The following is a 21368-nucleotide window of genomic DNA, read 5'->3' on the forward strand; positions in this document are numbered from 1 at the left end:
CTTATGGGTTAGGAACGGGTTGCGGCGAGCACCTGCGCAGCCTTTTCACGCGCCCACGCATCGATGTCGCAAAGCTGCTCAAACGAATCGACCACCTGCATATCGTGGGCGTCCATGCAGGATTCCACAATGCGATCGATATCGGTAAAGCTGCAGCCATCGTGCAGGAAGGCATCGACGGCTACCTCGTTGGCGGCATTGAGCACGCACGGCATGGTGCCACCCGTCTTGCCGGCACGCTCGGCCAGTGCCAGACAGCGGAAGGTATCCATGTCGGCAGCATCAAACGTGAGCTGCCCCAGCTCGCGGAAATCGATACGAGGCGCCGGAGTATCCCAACGCTCGGGATACGAGAACGCGAACTGGATGGGAATACGCATGTCGGATGCACCGAGATGCGCCATCACGGAGCCGTCGGCGAACTCGACCATAGAGTGAATCTTGGACTGACGCTGCACGACCACGTTAATGAAATCGAGGTCGCAGTTAAACAGATGCATGGCCTCAATGCGCTCCAGGCCCTTGTTCATGAGGGTGGCGGAGTCAATGGTGATCTTGGCACCCATGGCCCACGTGGGATGCGCGAGGGCATCGGCACGCGTCACGCGATCGAGCTCGTCGCGCGTGCGGCCAAAGAACGGACCGCCCGAGCAGGTGAGCCAAATGCAGTGGGCCTCGCGCGGGTTCTCCCCCAGATAGCACTGGTAGATGGCGGAATGCTCAGAGTCGACCGGAATAAGCTGGCCCGGTTGTGCCAACGGCATAAGCAAGTCGCCACCGACGACGAGGGACTCCTTGTTGGCAAGGGCAAGGCGCTTATTCGAGGTCAAGGCCGCATGGCTCGCCTCGAGACCGGCTGCGCCCACAATAGCGACAAGCACGCAGTCGACATCGTCGCGACGCGCGAGCTCGCAAACCGCCTGCGCGCCAACGCCGAGCTGTGTGCCCTCGGGCAACTCCTGCAGCACGGCGTCATCGCCATGAGCGACATCGGCAACGGCAACCGCCGGAACCGAGAACTCGCGGGCGGCGGCAACGAGCTCCGAGGTGCTGGAATTAACGGACAGCGCCGTCACCTGCAGGCGATCGGCATGCTGGCGGCACACATCGAGCGCCTGGGTGCCGATAGAGCCCGTACAACCCAGGATGGCAACGCGAAGGTGTCCATCGGGGCCATACGTCGTCTGGAAGGACATTACAGCACGCCTCCAATCATCAGCAACAGCTGTGCGGTGATGCAACCGAAGATAAGCGAATCGCTACGATCGAGCATTCCGCCGTGGCCCGGGATAAGGTTGCCGGAATCCTTGACGCCCACACCGCGCTTGATGCGCGACTCGATAAGGTCGCCGATAACGCCCAGAATGGACACGACCACGCCGCACAGCAGCGCATAGGGCAGGCTGAGCTTGTAGAAGTGCGTCGCCCACAGGATGAGCCAAATCAAAACCGAGCCCAAGATGCCGCCGGCAAACCCCTCCCAGCTCTTTTTGGGGGAGATCTTGGGAACCATCTTGTGCTTGCCGATACGGCTGCCCACGATGTAGGCAAACGAATCGGAGACCCAAAGGGACGCGCAAACGCCCACTGAAAGCAGGGCGCCGGCAAAACCGGGCACGGCATCGCGCAGCAGCACGATAGCCGACAGCATAAAGCCAGTGTAGATGGGACCCATGAGCGTCACGGCCACATCAGAGATGCGGGTACGCGGCGACCAGACATACCAAATGCCCACAGCGAGCATCAAGGCAAAAAGCAGGGCATTCAGCAACATCGAATCGCCCAACGCCGACAGCGGAAAGAGTACGGCGGCAGCGATACCCATGCGCTCGTTAGCCATCTTGCCATCGAGCCTTGTCATACGGAAAAACTCATAGCAGCACAGACCGCTCATGACAGAAACAAAGATGGCCGTGGGCACGATACCCAAAACCAGGCACAGGATAAAGACAACGGCGTAGACGATACCGGCGGCGGCACGGGTAATAAAGCCCGCCAGCCACGAACCGGTGCCGCTCTTCGCTGCAGGCGCTCCCGCAGTGGCAGCCTTGCGCGCAGGCGCCGCGGAAACTGGCGTCTTGGGAGCAGATGCCTTGGGACGATCGGACACGATTAAGCCTCCTCGGTCTTGCTCAGTCCACCAAACCTACGGTCACGGCCCTGATAGGCCAAAATGGCGTCGACAAGGCCCCAACGATCAAAGTCGGGCCAATAGGTATCGGTGACGTAGAATTCGGAATAAGCCACCTGCCACAGCAGATAGTTCGAAAGGCGCAGCTCACCAGAGGTGCGAATCACAAGTTCGGGATCGGGAAGACCGGCGGTATAGAGGTGGGAAGCCACCATGTCGTCATCAATTGCGGCAGGATCGATCTTACCGACGGCAGCGTCGAGTGCAATCTGACGGACAGCGCGGGTAATCTCGGCACGCGCGCCGTAGTTGACGGCAAGCGCCAGCGTCATACCGGTGTGATCGGCGCACTCGGCAAGGCCGCGCTCAAAAACGTCGCGGGTCTTCTTGGGCAGCGCGGAAATGTCACCCAAAAAGACAACGCGCACGTTTTCGCGCTTAAGCAGCGGCAGCTCATCGATAAACGTCTTGGCAAACAGATGCATCAAGACGTTGACCTCATGCTGCGGGCGGTTCCAGTTTTCGGTAGAAAACGCATAGGCAGAAAGCACGTCGACGCCTAGACGCACGCACGCGGTAATGATCTCGCGAAGGGAGACGATACCCGCCTTGTGGCCCTCAGTGCGTGCAAGACCGCGCGACGTGGCCCAACGACCGTTGCCGTCCATGATGCACGAGATATGGTGCGGAATGTTATTGAGGTCAAGGTCGGAAAAACCGACGCCCGCAGGGGCGTCGGCAAAGTACTCGACCAGTTTATGCTCGTCGTATTGCACCTTAGATCTCCATGACCTCGGCTTCTTTTTCCTTCAGAAGCTCCTCGACCTTGGCGACATACTCATCGGTGTGCTTCTGGACCTTGGCCTGCTCGCGACGGACATCGTCCTCGGTGAGCTCCTCATCGCGCTCGAGCTTGTTGTTGAAGTCGCGACGGATGTTACGGATAGACACCTTGGCCTGCTCGGCGTACTCGCGGCACTCCTTGACGAGCTCGCGACGGCGCTCCTCGGTGGGAGCCGGGAACGGCAGACGAACGACGGTGCCATCGGAGTTGGGGGTAATACCCAGATCGGAAGCGCCGATGGCCTTGACGATAGCGTTGATGAGTGCCTTGTCCCACGGCTCGATGAGCAGCATGTGGGCCTCGGGGGTCTTTACGGCGGCAACCTGCGTGACCGGCGTGGGAACACCGTAATAATCGACGGTGATGTCGGACAGAATGTTGGCGTTGGCGCGGCCGGTACGAACCTTGGAGAAGTTATGCTTGAGGGACTCGAGCGACTTGTCCATGTGGGCGGTGATGTTCTCTGCCATGCTTAATCCTCCTGATAGACGAGCGTGCCGACGGGCTCACCCGAAAGCGCGCGCTTGACGGTGTCCTCGCCATCGATGTTGAGGACCAAAATAGGCATGCGGTTATCCTGGCACAGTGCCGTAGCAGTGGAATCCATAACCTGCAGACCGCGGACGAGCACCTCATGATAGGTAATCTTGTCAAAGCGGACGGCATCGGCGCACTTGACGGGATCCTTATCGTAGATACCGTCAACCTTGGTGGCCTTAATCAGAATCTCGGCACCGATCTCGCAGGCACGAAGGGCCGCGGCGGTGTCAGTCGTAAAGTACGGATTACCCGAACCGGCGGCAAAAATGACGACGCTGCCCTTGGAAAGGTGATTGATGGCGCGACGGCGAATATAGGGCTCGCAGATCTCGTTCATCTGGATAGCACTCATCACGCGGCAGGGGACATCGTTGTGCTCAAAGGCATCCTGCAGGGCGAGCGCATTCATAACGGTCGCGAGCATACCCATGTAGTCGGCCTGAGCGCGCTCCATGCCACCGGCAGCGCCGGCCATGCCGCGGAAAATGTTGCCGCCGCCGACAACAACGCCGACCTCATGACCAACGGCGAGCAGCTCCTTGACCTGCTTGGCAAGATGGTCGGTAATCTTGGGGTCGATGCCATACTGGCCATCGCCCATAAGCGCTTCGCCGGAAAGCTTCAGAAGCACGCGTTTATATCGGATGTCGGACAAAGCGATCCTCCTTTAATTAGACTCTCAATATGATAGCAAAGGCTCTGAAAAGAGCCATGAAAAAGCAGGCTGCGAGTAAAACCCACAGCCTGCTCATTACCAGCTACAAGAGCTTATTTACTCGCCACGGACCAGACGGTCGAACGCAACGACGGTAATGGTGTCGCCCAGCTCCTTGGAGACCTGCTCGGCGTACTTCTTGATGGTGAGGGAGCTGTCCTTGATGAACTCCTGCTCGGTGAGCACGGACTGCTTGTAGAACTTCTCCAGACGGCCAACAGCCATCTTCTCCTGGATAGCCTCGGGCTTGCCGGACTCGGCAGCCTGAGCCATATAGATCTCCTTCTCGTGCTCGACGGTCTCGGCCGGAACCTGATCGCGGGTAGCGCAAATCGGGGCAACGGCGGCAACCTGAAGGGCAACGTCGTGAGCGAAGGTCTTGAAGGAGTCGGCCTGAGCGGTCTCGGCCTTCTCGAAAGCGAACTCGACGAGGACGCCGATCTTACCACCCATGTGGATGTAAGAAGCGAGAGCGCCGTTCTCGGCCTTGCGGGCAGCGAAACGAGCGATCTTCATGTTCTCGCCCATGATGTGAATCATCTCGGTGAGCTCGGAGGAAACGGTCTCCTCGCCCATCGGCTTCTCGAGCAGAGCGTCGACGTCAGCCGGCTCGGTGGTGGCGACAACCTCAGCGACCTTGGAAGCAAAGCCGGTGAACTTGGCGTTGGAGCCGACGAAGTCGGTCTCGCAGGAGAGCTCGAGCAGAGCGCCGGACTTGCCGTCCTCGGAGACGAACGCGGCGACAGCGCCCTCGTTGGTCTCACGGCCAGCCTTCTTGGCAGCCTTGGCGAGGCCGTTCTTGCGCAGAACGTCGACAGCGGCGTCCATGTCGCCGTCAGCCTCGACGAGAGCCTTCTTGCACTCCATCATCGGGGAGTCGGTCATCTCGCGGAGCTGCTTGACCATAGCGGCGGTAATCTGGGCCATTGTGGTTCCTTTCAAAGAGATGAAAAAGAATTAACTAAGACTGATTTACTCGGCCTTGGGCTCAGCGGCCATCTCGGCCTCGGAGACCTGCTCCTTGCCGGAGCCAGCGAGGCAGGCGTCGGCCATGAGCTCGCACATAAGGGTGACAGCGGAGATAGCGTCATCGTTGCAGGGGATGCCGTACTCGACCTCGTCGGGATCGGAGTTGGTGTCGATCAGAGCGACGACGGGGATGTTCAGGCGCTGGGCCTCCTTGATGGCGTTCTCCTCGCGCTTGGTGTCGATGACGAAGAGAGCCTGGGGCAGACCCTTCATGTCGCGGGCGCCACCGAGGTTGGTCTGGAGCTTGGTGAGCTCCTTGCCGAGCACAGCCTGCTCCTTCTTGGGCAGAACAGCCATGCGGCCGTCCTCGACCATGGCCTCGAGCTCCTCCATGCGGTTGATGCGGGAGCGGATGGTGACGAAGTTGGTCAGCATGCCGCCGAGCCAACGCTGGTTGATGTAAGGCATATTAGCGCGCTCAGCGGCGTTCTTGACGGCCTCCTGAGCCTGCTTCTTGGTGCCGACGAACAGCACATTGCCGCCCTTGGCGACGTTCTTGACGAAGGTGTAAGCCTGGTCGGCGTCAAGGATGGTCTGCTTGAGGTCGAGGATGTAGATGCCGTTGCGCTCACCGAAGATGAACGGCTTCATCTTGGGGTTCCAGCGACGGGTCTGGTGACCGAAGTGGCAGCCGGCCTCGAGCAGGGTGCGGATATTAATCTTGGTAGCCATGTTAAACCTCCTGTGGTTTGCCTCCGCGCGGGGTCATCCTCCAAAACCAACCCGGACATGTGCTACCAAAGCCCGGGCACCACGGTATGAAGTAGCCGCGCGTGCGTGATAAAAACCTGTTGCCGTGAAGCAACCCGATGAATGATAGCAGGAATGCATCTTCCTGCCAACCCGCAATCAAAACCACACACCTGAGTGCGGCGCGGGACGTCCCAGCCACTATTCGCCTCGGGGATGGGCTTGAGCCACGGCACGTTTGAGCCGATCGGGCGTGAGGTGCGTGTAGATCTGCGTCGTGGACAGGCTCGCATGACCCAGCAGCTCTTGAACCGAGCGCAGGTCCGCACCGCCCTCGAGCAAGTCGGTCGCAAAGGTATGGCGCATCGCATGCGGGGCGATGTCGGCCGGAATGCCGGCGAGTGTCGCCAGAGTATGGAACCGCCGCCTGAGCATGGCGGCACTCATGCGATTACCGCGCGCCGATATAAGCAGCGGATGCGGCCCGGTAGTGGGGTCACGGCGCTTTGCCTGAGCGAACAACTCCGGCCGCCCCTCCTCAATATAGAGACGCGTCGCCTCGAGCGCGCGACGATACAGAGGGACGATACGTTCTTTGCTCCCCTTGCCCCACAGGCGCAGCGTGCGTTCGGACCACACAATGGACTCCACATTGAGTGCTGCGAGCTCAGAGATACGGGCGCCCGAGGCATAGAGCAGCTCGAGCATCGCCGCATCGCGCAGTCCCGCGGGTGTTGAGGTATCAGGCGTCTTGAGCAGCGCCTCCACCTGTTGGGTCGTCAGCACACCGGGTAGATCGCGCGGGAGCTTGGGCGAGGAAATTGCCGAGACCACATCGCCCTCCACGACCCCCTCGGCAGCCATCCACCGATAGAGCGAGCGAACGGCAGACAGGTGTGCCGCAAGCGTTCGGGGAGCCACCTGCTCACGCGAAAGCTCGGCAAGATAGCGACGAATGGTGCGCACGTCGGCGGCGAAAGCATCTATATCCTCGCGCTCGCACCAGGCAGCAAAGCGCTCCAGCCTCGAGCCATAGGCCGTCACCGTGTTGGGAGAAAGTCCCTCGACACGTGAGATATAGGCGATAAACGAGTCGACGGTGTCGTACAGGTCAAAGGCTATGACCGGTCGCCTCCAAACAGATCGGGGCGAGTGGCCAGATAGGCATCAAGGGCCTCGAGCGCACGGTCCGCATAGGCCTGGTAGCGGTCGCGCTTGCTGCGGCGCTTACCATCCTCGAGTGGCGGCACCAGGCCAAAGTTGACATGCATAGGCTGATAGCCCACGGTGGCAGGATCGGTCGCATAACCCACGAGCGCACCCAGGGCGCCCACACGCGGCAACTCGACGCCCGCGGCACCGATTGCCTCGGCATAGGTGTTGAGCGCCGCGAGCAGACCGGTCGCCACGGCTTCCATGTACCCCTCGGTGCCGGTGATCTGACCGGCCAGGCGCACGCCGGTACCGGGCACGGCAAAGGTGCCATCGAGCACGTGCGGGGCGTCGACAAAGGTATTGCGGTGCATGACACCGTAGCGGAAGAACTCAGCGTTCTCCAGGCCCGGCACCATATGGAAGACGCGCTTCTGCTCGCCAAAGGTCAAGTTGGTCTGGAAGCCCACCAGGTTATAGGCGGTCTTCTCCTTATTCTCGGCACGCAGCTGAATCGCCGCCCAGGGACGACGACCGGTTCGCGGATCGGTGAGGCCGACAGGCTTCATGGCGCCAAAGCGAATGGCGTCCTTGCCGGTGCGCGCAACTTCCTCGGCAGGCTGACAGGCCTGGAACAGATCGCCGCCCTCAAAGTCCTTGAGCACCACGCGGTCGGCCGTGGTAAGCGCCTCGATAAAGGCCTCGTACTCCTCCTTATTGAGCGGAGCGTTGAGATAGTCGCCGCTCCCCTGCTCCTCGTAGCGCGACTGCGAGAACAGCACGTCCATATCGAGCGTGGAGGCATCGACGATCGGCGCCGCGGCATCGAAGAACGCAAGGGCGTCGCCACCGACGAGCTTCATGACCTCTTCGCTCAGCGCCGGCGAGCACAAGGGGCCGGCGGCAATGACCACGTGACCTTCGGGAATCTGCGTGACCTCGCCGTGAATGATCTCGATATTGGGACGGGCGGCAACCTCGGCCTCGACAAACTCGGAAAACTTGACGCGGTCGACCGCCAAGGCGCCACCGGCGGGAACAGCCGCGCGATGGGCGCAATCGAGCAGGACTGAACCCATGCGCTCAAGCTCGGCCTTCAGCAATCCAGCCGCGGAATCCGGACGGGTCGACTTAAACGAATTGGAACAGACGAGCTCTGCCAGGTGATCGGTATGGTGGGCCGGGGAGCTAACCTGGGGGCGCATCTCGCACAGCCTTACGGCGAACCCGCGATCTGCCAGCTGAATCGCGCACTCCGAACCCGCCAGACCGCCACCGATAACCGTCACCTGATCAAACAGCATCTGCAAACACCTTTCTAATTGACATGTTTTCCATTGTGACCGAAGGGTGTCTGAGCGTGAAGGGCAAACTTGGAGGGCGCATACCTTCCATCCATCATGCGCTCGATAAGACCCTCGAGCTCAAGCGAACCCAGGAGTTTGAGTACGCCGACGGCATCGAGCGAGACGAGCGCCGCGATGTCGTCGACCTTGAGCGGAGAGGCGATGAGCGCATGCATCACGGTCTGCTGTGTTGGATCCAGGTCGGCAATGCCGGGAGCATCGGGGCGCGAGTAGCGCAGGGTGCCGTAGATGCGTGAAATAGCCATCTCGATAGATTCCTCGTCGATGATGCAGCAGGCACCGTTCGCAATGAGGTAATTCGTGCCACGCGACTCGGGCGATAGGATCGACCCTGGCACGGCAAGAAGTTCTCGCCCCAAATCCATAGCAGCCTCGGCTGTAGAAAACGTCCCGGAAGGCATACCCGCCTCGGATACAAAGAGGGCTTGCGACAGGGCCGCGATTACGCGATTGCGGCGCGGAAAGGCAAACTTGCGCGGACCCATGCCCCACGGAGAGATCGACACGACCGCGCCACCCGTATCGAGCGTGCGCGTAATAAGCCCCGCGCTCGAACGCGGGTAGACCACGTCGGCGCCCGTCCCCAGCACCACGACGTGTTTGCCGCCGGCATTGACCGCAGCCCAACCCGAGGCCTGGTCACAACCGACCGCGCCGCCCGAAACTACCGTCACGCCCGCCTCGACCGCAACCTTTGCCGCAAGCTCTGCCACGGCAAGACCATACGGAGAGGCCTTGCGCGCGCCGATGATGGAGAGCGCGGGCGTCGAAAGCACCTCGGGGTTGCCGCGCACATAGAGTGTCTGGGGTACATCAGAAAGCTCCAAAACGGTCTCGGGATACAACGCGTCACCTGGATGCAGCTCGAAGGTCCCCTCGGCCATCATTGGTCCCTCCTTCCCTGGTACATCGCCGCCTCGAGCACGTGGTCCTGCGTCACTTGCTCGCTCTCGGCGACGTCGGCGATGGTACGCGCGATACGCACCAGGCGCACGATGCCGCGGCCCGTGAGATGCGTGCGCTTCGACAGGCCGAGCACACACTTCTCCGCCGCATCATCGAGCTCAAAGGTCGAAACGACGCCGTCAATGGACCGTGTCTCGTCATCCTCGGCCTCGGCATCAGCATCGTCCATACGGGATTCGCGCCAAGCGCGAAAAGCGCGACCGCGCACAACGTAGTCACGTAACTCAGCTGACGACATACCCTCCGCGCCCTCGATAATCACCTGAGGGTCGGGACGGGTCACATCGATCATCATGTCGATACGGTCGGCCAAAGGACCGCGCAGTTTAGACCGATAGCGCTCGACCATCGCCGCCGAGCAGCGACACGGTACCTCACGATCGCCCAAAAAGCCGCAGGGGCAGGGATTGCTCGCAGCCAGCAGCTGAAAGCGCGACGGGAAGGTAAAAGCCCCGTCGACGCGTACGATCCTGACGTAGCCGCGTTCGATGGGCTGACGCAGCGTCTGCAGCACACCCGTGGGAAACTCAGCAAGCTCGTCCAAAAAGAGCACGCCGCCATGAGCAAGGCTGATCTCACCCGGGTGCACCGGGCGCCCACCGCCGATAAGACCTGCGGTCGAAATACTGTGATGGGGACTGCGGAAGGGCCGGTGCCCTGCCAACAAGCCATCAATGTTCTCACCCAAAACCGAATGGATGCACAGCGCCTCCTGTTGATCCTCAACGGAAAGCTCGGGCAGGATGCCGGTCATACGACGCGCGAGCATCGTCTTGCCCGATCCCGGGGACCCGATCATGAGCAAGCCGAGTTCTCCTGCCGCCGCAAGCGCCATGCCGCGCTTGGCGACCTCCTGCCCCAGTACGTCGGCATAGTCGAGCTCGGGCTCAAAGGTCGCCTCGAGCACTTCAGAATCCAAGTAGTGCCGCGCGGCATCGCCCATGCCATGGGCAAGCTGAGACAAATGATCGATGAATCCACAATCCACGCCCGCAAGCGGCACATGCTGATCGGACCTGCCGGCGATAAAGGACAGCCCCATATCACGCGCCAATAGCTGAAACGCCACCTCGCCCTTGACAGGAAGCACCGTACCGTCCAAGCCAAGCTCACCAGCGATAAGACAACGATCGAGGTTGTCGCGGGGAATCTGACCATCGGCCGCCAATACCGCGATGGCGATGGGCAGATCAAAGCCGCTACCGGTCTTGCGAATATCGCCAGGCGCCAGATTGACCGTAATGCCCGAGCGCGGGATTTCAAACCCGGCGGAGCGCATCGCGCAGCGAATACGACCGCGTGACTCCATCACCTCCATACTCGGAATGCCGAGCATCTGAATGCCCGGAACGCCGCCGGCAAGCGAGACCTCGACCGTGACGTGAATCGCCTCGACGCCACGGATGCATGCCGCGTGAACGGCAAACGTCTCGAACGCCATCACGACACCTGCCAATCGAACGCGTTGTACTGATGCTCGATCTCGGCGATATGCCCGCCGCGAATGGTGACACCCACGGCATCGAAGCGAATCGCCTTGAGCGGATAATGTTCCATGAGATAGCAACTTGCGATGCGGCGATAGCGGCGTTGCTTTTGGGCGTCCACAGCCTCCTCGGGAAAGACCCGCGTGCTGCAATCCAGCGCAACGCGTCTGGTCTTGACCTCGGCCATCACCACGACATCGTCGAGCTCATCGAGCAGCACCAGATCGGCCTCGCCCTCGGAGCAACGATAACCCTGCTCCAGCAAGGTGTAGCCGCGCTCGTTAAAGTAGTCGATGGTGATCAGCTCGCCCAGCATGCCCATCTCGCGGGGACTGAGCCCCTTGATAAACTCAGGCGTCATCGCCCCGCAGTCGAGCTCGCCGTTTTCCCAACGCTCCTTGAGCTGCTGCGTCTTGCTCTTTTTGCTTGCGGCACTCATGGGGTCTCCTTTCCCGCACGCTGCATTGCCCCGATGATGAGGGCACCTTTCGTGCGGGTAAGTACCGGAAGCAAACCAAAAGCTGACCAAATGCCGTCAAAAAACGGGCCGTACGCAGCAATGGTGTTGCATACGGCCCGTTACCAGCAAGTTTATAAAACCCCAGAGGTCCCTGTCTCCACAATTGACCTAGAAAAGGCGCTCAGTCTGCAGAAAGTTTCCGCAAAAGCTCACGCGGTGCAGTGGACAAAGTCCATGTTTGCGAATGGCCTCGATATGCTCGGGGCTTGCATAGCCCTTCGACTCGGCCAGATGGTACTCGGGATACTCGGCGTCGTACTCGACCATCATCTCGTCACGCGTGACCTTGGCCATGATGGACGCCGCGGCGATGCAGGCGATTTTGGCATCGCCCTTCACCACATCGCGCTCGTTAGGAACGGCGCCCAAGGGGTTACCATCCATGAGGACGCAGTCGGGCTCAAGTCCCGTATCGGCCACGGCGCCCGCAACGGCAGTACGGATAGCACGGGCCATGCCCATTTCATCGATATCCTTCGGCGCGATATGGCAAAAACCGATCGCCGTCGCCACCTCGGCAATCTTCACTGAGAGCAACTCGCGGCGCGCGGGCGTGAGCTTTTTGGAATCGTTGATACCCCAGACGCGCGGCTCCATAGGAAGACAGACGGCGCATACCGTCAAAGGGCCGGCCACCGATCCGCGACCCACCTCGTCGACACCAACGACCACCCCATCGCCACCAAGCTCATGCATAAGCTCGTACATGTCATTGACGCGCTCGCGCTCGGCAAGCTCTTTGGCATGGCGTTTGAGGGCGCGTTCACAAGCCTTGATCACCTGCTGGCGTGGGTCCTCGCGATAATGCTCCACGAGGGCGGGAATCTCCTCAAACGTAGCGCTCGCCAACTCACCGGCAACCTGCGATGCCGAAACCGAGCTCGTCATGTTGGCCATACCAGGCCCTCCTTGCATGCAAATCAGATAAAAAGAAGGGCCACCCGAAGGTGACCCTTGTGTCCAAACGAGTGGACAGACGCTGCGATCTTCTTAGCGCTTCTCGGGGATGCGAGCAGCCTTGCCCACCTTGTCGCGGAGGTAGTACAGCTTGGCGCGACGGACGCGACCATGACGAACGACCTCGAGCTTGGCGATCTTGGGGCTGTGAAGCGGGAAGGTACGCTCAACACCGACACCGAAGGACATCTTGCGGACGGTGAAGGTCTCGCGGGCACCGGCGCCGGCCATGCGGATGACGTCGCCCTGGAAGACCTGGATGCGCTCGCGGTCGCCTTCCTTAATGCGGTAGTGAACCTTGACGTTGTCGGCGACGCGAACCTGAGGAATGTCCTCGCGGATCTGCTGACGCTCAATTGCGCGGATGTAATCCATGTGCAATTCCTTACTCTTCTAGAGGTGCCGTACCACCTTGGCCGGCACGTAGTTGAACAAACGTATTCGAGTATACACGCGCGGGTTTCTGCTGCAAGAACAATTTTTTACGCAGACAAAAAGACAAAACCCGCACATGATAACCGCCCGCCTCACGAATGAGACGGGCGGTATGAAGGGGCGCTACGCTAGGCGTCGATGCGCAGGGGGCTAGGCGTTGCGCTTGGCCTCGAGCTTGGCCTGAGCGGCAGCCAGGCGCGCGAGGGGCACGCGATAGGGCGAGCAGGACACGTAGTCCACGTCGGCCACGTTAAACAGGCCCTTGATGGACTTGGGGTCGCCGCCGTGCTCGCCGCACACGCCAAAGTGCATGTCGGGATTGGTGGCGCGGCCCTTCTCGACGGCCAAGCGCACGAGCTCCAGCACTGCCGCGTCGATGGTCTCGAAGGGGTTGTCTTTCAGGATCTTTTTATGCATGTACAGCGGGATGAACTTGGCCTCGGCGTCATCGCGCGAGAAGCCAAAGGTCGTCTGGGTGAGGTCGTTGGTGCCAAAGCAGAAGAAGTCGGCATGATGGGCGATCTCGTCAGCGACCATGCAGGCACGCGGCAGCTCGAGCATCGTGCCCACGGGAATATTGAGCTCGACGCCTTCCTCGGCGGAAACCTCGGCGATCACGCGCTCGATAACCTCGCGGGTCTGGACATGCTCGGCCGTGATGGAAACGAGCGGAACCATGATCTCGGGGCGCGGGTCGACACCCTCCTTGATAAGGCGGGCAGCGGCCGTGGCGACGGCGCGAACCTGCATGAGCGGCAGATCGCCAAAGACGACGGACAGGCGCACGCCGCGCAAGCCCAGCATGGGGTTGGACTCGACCATGCCATCAATGCGACGCAGGCGGGCGCGCAGGGCAGTGAGCTCCTCCTCGGGAGCGCCGGCGGCCTCCTTCTTGGTGATGGCGACCTCGAGCTCGCGAGGATTATCCAGGAACTCATGAAGCGGCGGATCGAGCAGGCGGACGACCACATCGCGACCGGACATGGTCTTGAACATCGCCAGGAAGTCCTCGGTCTGAACCTTGAGCAAGTCGGCCAGGGCCTGCTGCTTCACGGCCTCATCGTCAGACAGGATAAAGCTCTGGATGATGTTCTTGCGATCGCCCAGGAACATGTGCTCGGTGCGGCACAGACCGATGGCCTCGGCGCCAAACTCGAGCGCGAGCTCGGCATCCTCGGGGTTGTCGGCGTTGACGCGCACGTGGTTGGCGTGACCGTCGGTCTCGTCCAAACGGATCTCATCGGCCCAAGACAGGATGGTGTCCAGGTCGCCGGTGAGCTCTGCAGAGACCAGGTCGACCGCGCCGTCGACGACGATGCCCAGGGTACCGTCGATGGAGATGACATCACCCTCGCGCAGCACGCGGTCGCTGCCCTCGATGTGCACGACCTTCTCGGCGGCGTCGATATGGAAGCGCTCGACACCGCAGACGCAGGGCGTACCCATGCCGCGGGCGATAACGGCGGCATGGCTCGTCTTGCCGCCATGGCTGGTCAGGATGCCCTCGGCGGCGACCATGCCCTTCAGGTCATCGGGGTTGGTCTCCCAGCGGACCAGAATGACCTTGTGGCCCTCGTTGGCGCGCGCGACGGCGTCATCACTCGAGAACACGACCTCGCCCACGGCGGCACCAGGGCTGGCGTTAAGGCCGCTGGCCAGGGCCTCGTACTTCTTGGTGGCGTCGAACTGCGGGTGCAGGAGCTGGTCGAGCTGCGCGGGATCGATGCGGCTCACAGCCTCCTCGCGGGTGATCAGGCCCTCCTCGACCATTTCGATAGCAATGCGCAGGGCGGCAGTGGCGGTGCGCTTGCCCACGCGGGTCTGGAGCATCCAGAGCTTGCCCTGCTCGATGGTGAACTCGATATCGCACATATCACGGTAATGATCCTCGAGCGTCAGGAACACGCGCTCGAGCTCCTCGCCTGCGGACTCGAGGCCCGAGGTGGTCTTGAGGTCGGCGATGGGCTCGGTGTTTCGGATGCCGGCGACGACGTCCTCGCCCTGGGCATTCACCAAAAAGTCGCCATAGAACTCCTTGGTTCCGTCGGCCGGGTTGCGCGTAAAGGCGACGCCGGTCGCCGAGGTCTCGCCCTTGTTGCCAAAGGCCATGGCCTGGACGTTGACGGCGGTGCCGAGCTCATCGGAAATGCCATGCTGCTTGCGGTAGATGCAGGCGCGCTCGTTCATCCAGCTGCCAAAGACGGCCTGGATGGCAAGGCGCAGCTGAAGCTCCGGGTCGTGCGGGAAGACGGGCTTGCCGTCAGCGACCTCGAGCTCGGGATACAGGGCAGCCTCGACGTTCTCGGAGAAGATGCCCTTGAAGGTCTCGACGAGTTCCTGCAGGTCCTCGGCCGAAAGCTCGGAATCGACGCGAACGCCGGCGACCAGGCGGGCCTGGGTCAGGGCATTCTCGAACAAGTCGGCATCGACACCCATGACGACGTTGGAGAACATCTGGATAAAGCGACGATAGCTGTCCCAGGCAAAGCGCGGGTTTTGCGTCTGGGCGATAAGGCCCTGAACGGAGTCGTCGTTGAGGCCCAGGTTGAGAACCGTGTCCATCATGCCGGGCATGGAGAACGGAGCGCCCGAGCGAACCGACACGAGCAGCGGATCGGAGGCGTCGCCGAGCTTCTTGCCGCAACGGGCCTCGAGGTCCGCCTCGGCGGCAACGATCTCATCGAGTGCGCCTTCGGGCCAGACGTTGCCGGCACCGGAGTACTCGACACAGGTCTGGCAGGTAATGGTAAAGCCACCGGGAACCGGCAGACCGATGCGGCTCATCTCGGCAAGGTTTGCGCCTTTGCCGCCAAGCACGAAGTTCATGGATTTGTCGCCCTCAGTGACACAGGTGCCCTGGGCGTCGGTTCCAAAACGGTAAACCCTCTTGCAATCGCTCACGATACTTCCCCTTCCATGCGCTTACGCGCACGACCGTGGTAACGAATCGACCCGCCGGATGCGGGCCGTGAGGGAACTATACGGCGGGTTTTGGACAGGCTTGAGCAGAGGGTGCGCGGTTTGGTAAACGTGCTAAAACCGGCGGTAAACGGTAGGTAAAGGTGGTTACCTTATGAAGATACCACTACAAGGAAAGTGCAGGTCGGATGCGATGTTTTTGCTAAATCGCTTTACCATTTATCAGCATTATTTCCAAGTATTCTCTTTGGTTAGCTAAAAGAGCCCCGTCCCAAATTAGCTACCCAAACAACCTTGTCCCAAGTGAGCTACTTTTGTTGAGCGCGGCGGACGGCACGGCGGGCTCTTGCCTCTTGAATCTCTTCAAGGTGAGCAATGATCTCGGCAGCGCTTTCCTCGATGGCTTTGCCGTCGGTACGCACAACAAAGCAGCCTAAGCGCTTCATGAGAGCACGAGCTTCCTCAAGCTCGCCGCGCACGCTCTCGGGCTCGGCATAGGAGCCTGCGACGGCGCGGGCGTAGTCGTCGCCCAAGCGGCTATCGCGAATCTCGGAAATCACATCGACGGTCGAAATCAAGCCGAACAGGCGCATCGGGTCAACCTCGTAAATCGACTTGGGCGGCTCCATGCCATGCGCCAGTGGGACATTGGCGACCTTGTAGCCCTGATAGGCTAAATACATCGACAGCGGCGTCTTGGATGTACGCGACACACCCAGCAGCACGATATCGGCACCCGACAGATCGTCGCAACCACGACCGTCATCGTGCTCAACGAAATACTCCATGGCCTCGATACGATGGAAATAGCGGTCATCGGTCTTGTGAATCACGCCCGCAACGCACTTGGGCGGCACACCGATGAGCGACGACAGCACGGCAAGCGTCGGGCCGATCAGGTCGACCGAACGGATATGCAGCATACCCAGGTAATCGAGCACGCGGGCGCGAAGCGCCGGATCGACAATGGTATGGAACACGGCGACATCGCGATGGTCGGCATCGACGCGCGGCCCCACAAATGACTTGACCTGCTCCACCGAGGTCACCTTGGGCAGGCGCAAGAGACGAAAAGCCCCTTCATCAAATTGCCCGGACGCCGCAAGCACCACCTCACAAGCGGTATCGCCGAGCGAATCGGAGATAACGATAACGGTGGGACGAGCGGTGACCGGGCAATCCATGCGGGGCTCCTTTTGCGCTTATGCGCAGGCTGGCTTACTTTTTGCGGGCAAGCTCACCGATGTTGGCGATGCCGGAGAAAACGGCCTCGAAGCGGTTGAGCAGCTTAAGGCGATTATCGCGAAGCTGCTCGTCCTTGTCCATGACCATGACCTCGTCGAAGAAGCGGTCGATGGGGGCACGCAGGGCGGCGAGGGCAGCAAATGCGGCCGGGTAGTCCTCGGCAGCAAGGGCGGCATCGACAGCGGTCTGAGCAGCCTCGGAGGCGTCGGCGAGCGCGAGTTCGGCCTCGCCCATCAGGGCGCGGTCGTACTCCGCACCCAGCTCGGGCTTCGAGATATGCGCGGCACGGGCATAGGCGGTAGCCAGGTTGTCGAACGTCTCAGCGTCGTTTTTGCGGGCCTCGTCGAGGGCGGCGCAGCGGGCGAAGAAGACGGACGGGGCGATAATGTGCACCGCGGAGACAGCGGCAACGGTATCGGCCGGGATCTTTTCGTCGCGGGCCATGCTCACCAGGCGGCCATGGAAGAAGTCACGAACCTGCTGGGCGACCTCGGCGGCGTCGAACTCAATGCCCTGCTCACTGTAGAGTTCGAGGGCAAAGTCGATGAGCGACGTGGGGTCGATCGGCAGACGGTCGCGCAGGATGTTGATAATGCCGATAGCGGCACGACGCAGCGCGTAGGGGTCGGAGGAGCCGGTCGGGGGCTCGCCGATGGCAAAGATACCGGCGATGGTATCGAGCTTGTCGGCGCAGGCCACGATGCAGCCAGCGGTGCCCTCGGGCAGCTCGTCACCGGCAAAACGGGGACGATAGTGATCGCGAATAGCATGGGCGACCTCGTCGTTCTCCCCCATCGCGGTCGCGTAATAACCGCCCATCACGCCCTGCTGGCTCGTGAACTCGACGACGGCGTTGGACACCAGGTCTGCCTTGCACAGGTGTGCGGCGCGAGCAGCGTCGGCGGCAAGATGGGCGCCCAGGTGAGCCTCGCGGGCGATAGCGAGCGCGAGCTGCTCGATGCGCTCGGACTTGGCGAGCACGCTACCGAGCTTCTCCTGGAAGGCAACCTTGGACAGACGCTCACGGAACTCGTCGAGGGAGATCTTCAGGTCCTCCTCGTAGAAGAACTTAGCGTCGTCCAGACGGGCGCGCACGACGCGCTCGTTACCGTCGATCACGCGCTCGGCGTTCTCGGGCTTGCTGTTGGAGACGACCACGAACTCACGCGTCAGCTTGCCCTCCCCGTCATAGATCGGGAAGTAGCGCTGGTTGGTGAGCATGGACTCGCAGATAATCTCGTGCGGGACCTTGAGGAACTCCTCGTCGAAAGTACCGACGAGCACCGTCGGCCACTCGCAGAGGTTAATGACCTCCTCAAAGACCTTCTTGGGCGTATCGACATGGCAGCCGGGGCGAGCGGCCTCGACCTCGGAGATACCGGCAAGGATGGCCTCGCGACGGCGCTCGGCAGAAAGCACGCCGGCGTCCTCGAGTACCTGCTCGTAGGCGGCGGGGCTGGCGACAACGTGGTCACCGGGGCCGAGCACGCGATGGCCGCGCGTGGTGTTGCCGCTCGTCACGTCGGCAAACGACACGGGCACAACATCCTCGCCCAGAAGGCAGCAAATCCAGCGGACCGGACGCACGAACGTCGCGTGCTCGTGGCCCCAGCGCTGGGAGCGGTAGTTGGGCCACTGCAGGCCGGCAATGGTCTTCTCGCACAGGGCCGTCAGGATCGGGGTTGCCGGTGCGGAGGGAATGTTCTTCTCGGCAAAGACATACTCGCGACCATCGGTATCCTCACGACGGACCAGGTCCTCGGCAGCCACACCGCACTTGCGGGCGAAGCCCTGGGCGGCCTTGGTGGCGTTACCGTCAGCGTCGAAGGCGATGTTTGCCGCGGGGCCACGCTTGACCTCGTGAACCTCATCGGTCGCGGTGGCAACGTCGGCAACGAGCGCAGCCAGGCGACGCGGGCTCGAGATCACGCGGACCTCGCCGTGGGCCAGACCGGCCTCGTCGAGACCCTTGGCGATCATGGTACCAAGCTGCTTGACGGCATTGTTCAGCGGTGCAGAGGGCATTTCCTCCGTACCGATCTCAAACAGGAAATCCTTAGCGTCTGCCATGGCTTACGCCACCTCGCCTTCCTGGTCGGCATTCTCGTTGACTCCGGCGACCTCGGCCATGTAGGCCTCGCAGCACGCCTTGGCGACGGCGCGGACGCGCAGGATGTAGTTGGCACGCTCGACCGCGGACAGGGCGCCGCGGGCATCGAGCAGGTTGAAGGCGTGGCTGCACTTCATGACACAGTCGTACGCCGGCAACGGCAGCTTGCGCTCCAGGCAGGAATGGCACTCGGCCTCGTAGTCGTCAAACTTCTGACGCATCATCTCGACGTTGGCGACCTCAAAGTTATAGGCACTGAACTCGCGCTCGTTCTCGAGGAACACGTCGCCGTAGGTCATGGGCGTGCCGTCGGGCAGATAGCTCCACACCAGATCGTAGACCGAGTTGACGCCCTGAGCGTACATGGCGATACGCTCCAGGCCATAGGTGATCTCGACGGGCACGGGGTCGACCTCGATACCGCCCACCTGCTGGAAGTACGTGAACTGCGTGACCTCCATGCCGTTGAGCCAGACCTCCCAGCCAAGGCCCCAGGCGCCCAGGGTCGGGCTCTCCCAGTCGTCCTCGACAAAACGGACGTCATGGTCGTTGGGGTCCAGGCCAATGGCAGCAAGAGACCCCAGGTAAAGCTCCTGAGCATTAACCGGAGAGGGCTTAATGAGCACCTGGAACTGATAGTAGTGCTGCATGCGGTTAGGGTTCTCGCCGTAGCGGCCGTCGGCGGGACGGCGGCAGGGCTGCGCATAGCAGGTGCGCCATTCGGCGGGACCGAGCGAGCGCAGCGTGGTCGCGGTATGGAAGGTACCGGCACCGACCTCGGAGTCATACGGCTGCATAATGACGCAGCCCTGCTCGCCCCAGTACTGCTGGAGGCGCAGGATGATGTCTTGGAAGGAAAGCGATGAAGCGTTCATGCCTCTAATATCCCCTCGTCGAAACGATTACACGGTTAGGTACTGTACTATAGCGGTTTTTAGTCGATAGCGCCGATGCGGTTGAGCGGCCAGTAGCGCACAAGCGCCACAGCGATCAAATCAGAGCGATCGACGGGACCAAAGTAGCGCGAGTCGGCAGAGTTTTCGCGGTTGTCGCCCATCACCCACACGCACCCGTCGGGAACGGTGTAGGGATAACTCACCTGGGCGCCAGGCGCTTGGACCGAAAGCGGCCAGCTCATGCCCGTCGTATAGTCCTCATCGAGCGCTTGGCCGTCAACGACCACCTTGCCGTCCTGCAGGTCGACCGTCTGGCCGGCCGTGGCAATAACACGCTTGACAAGAACATCATGCTCGGAAGTGACATCGGGGTTGTGGAACACCACGATATCACCCTGTTTGACGGGCTGACCGAGCTCGAGGCTCACCTTTTGTGCCAGGATCTGGTCGCCAATCTCGATCGTGTCCTCCATGGAGCCGGTGGGTACCACAAAGGGCTCGACCACAAAGGTGCGGATCAGGAAGGTGGCCACGAGCGCGATCGCGATGACCGCGACCCACTCAAAAGCGCCCCTCAACGCGGAATGCTGCGATGGAGCCATTCTCACTCCTCGCTCTGCGAATACGAAGCGTCCAGAATCTCCTGCGCGTATGCGCGCTCCTGGGGCGTAAGCCGTGCCGTCTCGATCAGGTCGGGACGCCAGCGGCAGGTGCGCTCGATGGCATTCTTACGGCGCCAGGCGTCAACCTTGGCATGGTCACCGCTCACGAGCACCGGCGGCACGCCCTCGCCGTTGAATTCAGCAGGGCGAGTGTACTGCGCATACTCGAGCAGGCCTCCGTCCTCGGCGGTCGAGAACGACTCGTCGACGTTGCTCATCTCGTCACCAAGGGCGCCGGGAATCAGGCGTACGACGGCATCGGCAACGACCATAGCGGGAAGCTCGCCGCCCGTGAGCACGTAATCGCCGATCGACAGGCGCTCATCGGCATACGCATACGCACGCTCGTCGACGCCCTCGTAGCGGCTGCACACAAACAGCAGGCGCTCGCTTTTGAGCAGGCGCTCGGCCACATGCTGCGTAAAGGGCTCGCCACAGGGCGTAAAGAACACCACGGTGGGCTTGGGACCCTCGGAGCTAATAGCCTCGATGGCCTCGGCAATAGGCTCGACCTTCATGAGCATGCCCTGCCCGCCGCCGTACGGCTCGTCATCGACGGTACGATGGCGGTCGTGCGTCCAGTCGCGCAGGTTATACGCCTTAAAATCAAAAAGGCCGGCCTTGCGGGCGCGGCCCAAAATCGATGTGGACATGACGGGCTCAAACATCTCGGGAAAGACCGAAAGGGTCTCAATCAGCATGT

20 protein-coding genes are annotated in these 21368 nt (G+C 61.5%); all 20 read right to left on the reverse strand.

The genetic code is table 11. The annotated features are described in order from the left end of the window. Positions 1–8: 8 nt before the first annotated feature. The 20 genes from dxr to trmD all read right to left on the reverse strand — a co-directional run bounded on the left by dxr (position 9) and on the right by trmD (position 21366). Positions 9–1196 carry a 1-deoxy-D-xylulose-5-phosphate reductoisomerase gene (dxr, locus tag DWV20_RS05010; protein WP_118256511.1) on the reverse strand — a complete coding sequence of 396 codons (1188 nt, stop codon included), beginning with the start codon at positions 1194–1196 and terminating at the stop codon, positions 9–11. After that, on the reverse strand, positions 1196–2110 hold the full coding sequence (locus tag DWV20_RS05015) for a phosphatidate cytidylyltransferase (protein ID WP_233502344.1): 915 nt from the start codon (positions 2108–2110) through the stop codon (positions 1196–1198). The genes dxr and DWV20_RS05015 overlap by 1 nt, the downstream gene beginning before the upstream one ends. A 2-nt stretch (positions 2111–2112) precedes the next feature. Then, entirely contained in the window at positions 2113–2907 is a 795-nt protein-coding gene (locus tag DWV20_RS05020) for an isoprenyl transferase (protein WP_118256512.1), read from the reverse strand. A gap of 1 nt (position 2908) precedes the next feature. Continuing rightward, the gene (gene frr, locus DWV20_RS05025) at positions 2909–3445 is read right to left on the reverse strand and encodes a ribosome recycling factor (protein WP_006236112.1); all 537 of its coding nucleotides are present in this window, start codon (positions 3443–3445) and stop codon (positions 2909–2911) included. Positions 3446–3447: 2 nt separating this feature from the next. Beyond that, entirely contained in the window at positions 3448–4170 is a 723-nt protein-coding gene (pyrH, locus tag DWV20_RS05030; protein WP_118256513.1) for a UMP kinase, read from the reverse strand. Between the two features lie 117 nt (positions 4171–4287). Then, positions 4288–5157: a translation elongation factor Ts gene (tsf, locus tag DWV20_RS05035; RefSeq protein WP_118256514.1), complete on the reverse strand. Its 870-nt coding sequence runs from the start codon at positions 5155–5157 to the stop codon at positions 4288–4290. Between the two features lie 45 nt (positions 5158–5202). Next, entirely contained in the window at positions 5203–5931 is a 729-nt protein-coding gene (rpsB, locus tag DWV20_RS05040) for a 30S ribosomal protein S2 (RefSeq protein WP_006236109.1), read from the reverse strand. A gap of 219 nt (positions 5932–6150) precedes the next feature. Next, complete coding sequence (locus DWV20_RS05045) at positions 6151–7071, reverse strand: tyrosine recombinase XerC (RefSeq protein WP_118256515.1); 921 nt, start codon at positions 7069–7071, stop codon at positions 6151–6153. Continuing rightward, positions 7068–8405: a methylenetetrahydrofolate--tRNA-(uracil(54)-C(5))-methyltransferase (FADH(2)-oxidizing) TrmFO gene (gene trmFO / locus DWV20_RS05050; RefSeq protein ID WP_117766657.1), complete on the reverse strand. Its 1338-nt coding sequence runs from the start codon at positions 8403–8405 to the stop codon at positions 7068–7070. The genes DWV20_RS05045 and trmFO overlap by 4 nt, the downstream gene beginning before the upstream one ends. Before the next feature lie 14 nt (positions 8406–8419). Continuing rightward, positions 8420–9352 (reverse strand): DNA-processing protein DprA, encoded by a 933-nt coding sequence (locus DWV20_RS05055; protein WP_118256539.1) that lies wholly within the window; start codon positions 9350–9352, stop codon positions 8420–8422. Beyond that, the gene (locus DWV20_RS05060; RefSeq protein ID WP_117766659.1) at positions 9352–10875 is read right to left on the reverse strand and encodes a YifB family Mg chelatase-like AAA ATPase; all 1524 of its coding nucleotides are present in this window, start codon (positions 10873–10875) and stop codon (positions 9352–9354) included. The genes DWV20_RS05055 and DWV20_RS05060 overlap by 1 nt, the downstream gene beginning before the upstream one ends. Beyond that, the gene (locus DWV20_RS05065) at positions 10875–11360 is read right to left on the reverse strand and encodes a YraN family protein (RefSeq protein ID WP_118256516.1); all 486 of its coding nucleotides are present in this window, start codon (positions 11358–11360) and stop codon (positions 10875–10877) included. The genes DWV20_RS05060 and DWV20_RS05065 overlap by 1 nt, the downstream gene beginning before the upstream one ends. A 189-nt stretch (positions 11361–11549) precedes the next feature. Next, positions 11550–12338 carry a ribonuclease HII gene (locus DWV20_RS05070; protein WP_055250018.1) on the reverse strand — a complete coding sequence of 263 codons (789 nt, stop codon included), beginning with the start codon at positions 12336–12338 and terminating at the stop codon, positions 11550–11552. Between the two features lie 93 nt (positions 12339–12431). Continuing rightward, the gene (gene rplS, locus DWV20_RS05075) at positions 12432–12773 is read right to left on the reverse strand and encodes a 50S ribosomal protein L19 (RefSeq protein WP_006236098.1); all 342 of its coding nucleotides are present in this window, start codon (positions 12771–12773) and stop codon (positions 12432–12434) included. 210 nt (positions 12774–12983) lie between these two features. Then, a complete protein-coding gene (gene ppdK, locus DWV20_RS05080) occupies positions 12984–15734 on the reverse strand; it encodes a pyruvate, phosphate dikinase (RefSeq protein ID WP_118256517.1) in 2751 nt (916 codons plus the stop codon). Positions 15735–16060: 326 nt separating this feature from the next. Further along, positions 16061–16936: a pyruvate, water dikinase regulatory protein gene (locus tag DWV20_RS05085; protein ID WP_118256518.1), complete on the reverse strand. Its 876-nt coding sequence runs from the start codon at positions 16934–16936 to the stop codon at positions 16061–16063. Positions 16937–16970: 34 nt separating this feature from the next. Beyond that, entirely contained in the window at positions 16971–19067 is a 2097-nt protein-coding gene (glyS, locus tag DWV20_RS05090; RefSeq protein WP_118256519.1) for a glycine--tRNA ligase subunit beta, read from the reverse strand. Between the two features lie 3 nt (positions 19068–19070). Further along, complete coding sequence (locus DWV20_RS05095) at positions 19071–19982, reverse strand: glycine--tRNA ligase subunit alpha (protein ID WP_006236091.1); 912 nt, start codon at positions 19980–19982, stop codon at positions 19071–19073. 59 nt (positions 19983–20041) lie between these two features. Then, entirely contained in the window at positions 20042–20605 is a 564-nt protein-coding gene (lepB, locus tag DWV20_RS05100; RefSeq protein ID WP_118256520.1) for a signal peptidase I, read from the reverse strand. A gap of 2 nt (positions 20606–20607) precedes the next feature. After that, positions 20608–21366, reverse strand: a complete 759-nt coding sequence (trmD, locus tag DWV20_RS05105) for a tRNA (guanosine(37)-N1)-methyltransferase TrmD (protein ID WP_055250008.1) — start codon at positions 21364–21366, stop codon at positions 20608–20610. Positions 21367–21368 lie beyond the last annotated feature (2 nt).

The organism is Collinsella sp. AF02-46-1, from assembly GCF_003465825.1.
Lineage (GTDB): Bacteria > Actinomycetota > Coriobacteriia > Coriobacteriales > Coriobacteriaceae > Collinsella.

Bases quoted from the DNA above. Each gene is read 5' to 3' on its own strand.
- dxr (WP_118256511.1), bottom strand. From the start codon at position 1,196: ATGTCCTTCCAGACGACGTATGGCCCCGATGGACACCTTCGCGTTGCC.
- frr (WP_006236112.1), bottom strand. From the start codon at position 3,445: ATGGCAGAGAACATCACCGCCCACATGGACAAGTCGCTCGAGTCCCTC.
- tsf (WP_118256514.1), bottom strand. From the start codon at position 5,157: ATGGCCCAGATTACCGCCGCTATGGTCAAGCAGCTCCGCGAGATGACC.
- rpsB (WP_006236109.1), bottom strand. From the start codon at position 5,931: ATGGCTACCAAGATTAATATCCGCACCCTGCTCGAGGCCGGCTGCCAC.
- trmFO (WP_117766657.1), bottom strand. From the start codon at position 8,405: ATGCTGTTTGATCAGGTGACGGTTATCGGTGGCGGTCTGGCGGGTTCG.
- DWV20_RS05055 (WP_118256539.1), bottom strand. From the start codon at position 9,352: ATGGCCGAGGGGACCTTCGAGCTGCATCCAGGTGACGCGTTGTATCCC.
- DWV20_RS05060 (WP_117766659.1), bottom strand. From the start codon at position 10,875: ATGGCGTTCGAGACGTTTGCCGTTCACGCGGCATGCATCCGTGGCGTC.
- DWV20_RS05065 (WP_118256516.1), bottom strand. From the start codon at position 11,360: ATGAGTGCCGCAAGCAAAAAGAGCAAGACGCAGCAGCTCAAGGAGCGT.
- DWV20_RS05070 (WP_055250018.1), bottom strand. From the start codon at position 12,338: ATGGCCAACATGACGAGCTCGGTTTCGGCATCGCAGGTTGCCGGTGAG.
- rplS (WP_006236098.1), bottom strand. From the start codon at position 12,773: ATGGATTACATCCGCGCAATTGAGCGTCAGCAGATCCGCGAGGACATT.
- DWV20_RS05085 (WP_118256518.1), bottom strand. From the start codon at position 16,936: ATGGATTGCCCGGTCACCGCTCGTCCCACCGTTATCGTTATCTCCGAT.
- glyS (WP_118256519.1), bottom strand. From the start codon at position 19,067: ATGGCAGACGCTAAGGATTTCCTGTTTGAGATCGGTACGGAGGAAATG.
- DWV20_RS05095 (WP_006236091.1), bottom strand. From the start codon at position 19,982: ATGAACGCTTCATCGCTTTCCTTCCAAGACATCATCCTGCGCCTCCAG.
- lepB (WP_118256520.1), bottom strand. From the start codon at position 20,605: ATGGCTCCATCGCAGCATTCCGCGTTGAGGGGCGCTTTTGAGTGGGTC.
- trmD (WP_055250008.1), bottom strand. From the start codon at position 21,366: ATGCTGATTGAGACCCTTTCGGTCTTTCCCGAGATGTTTGAGCCCGTC.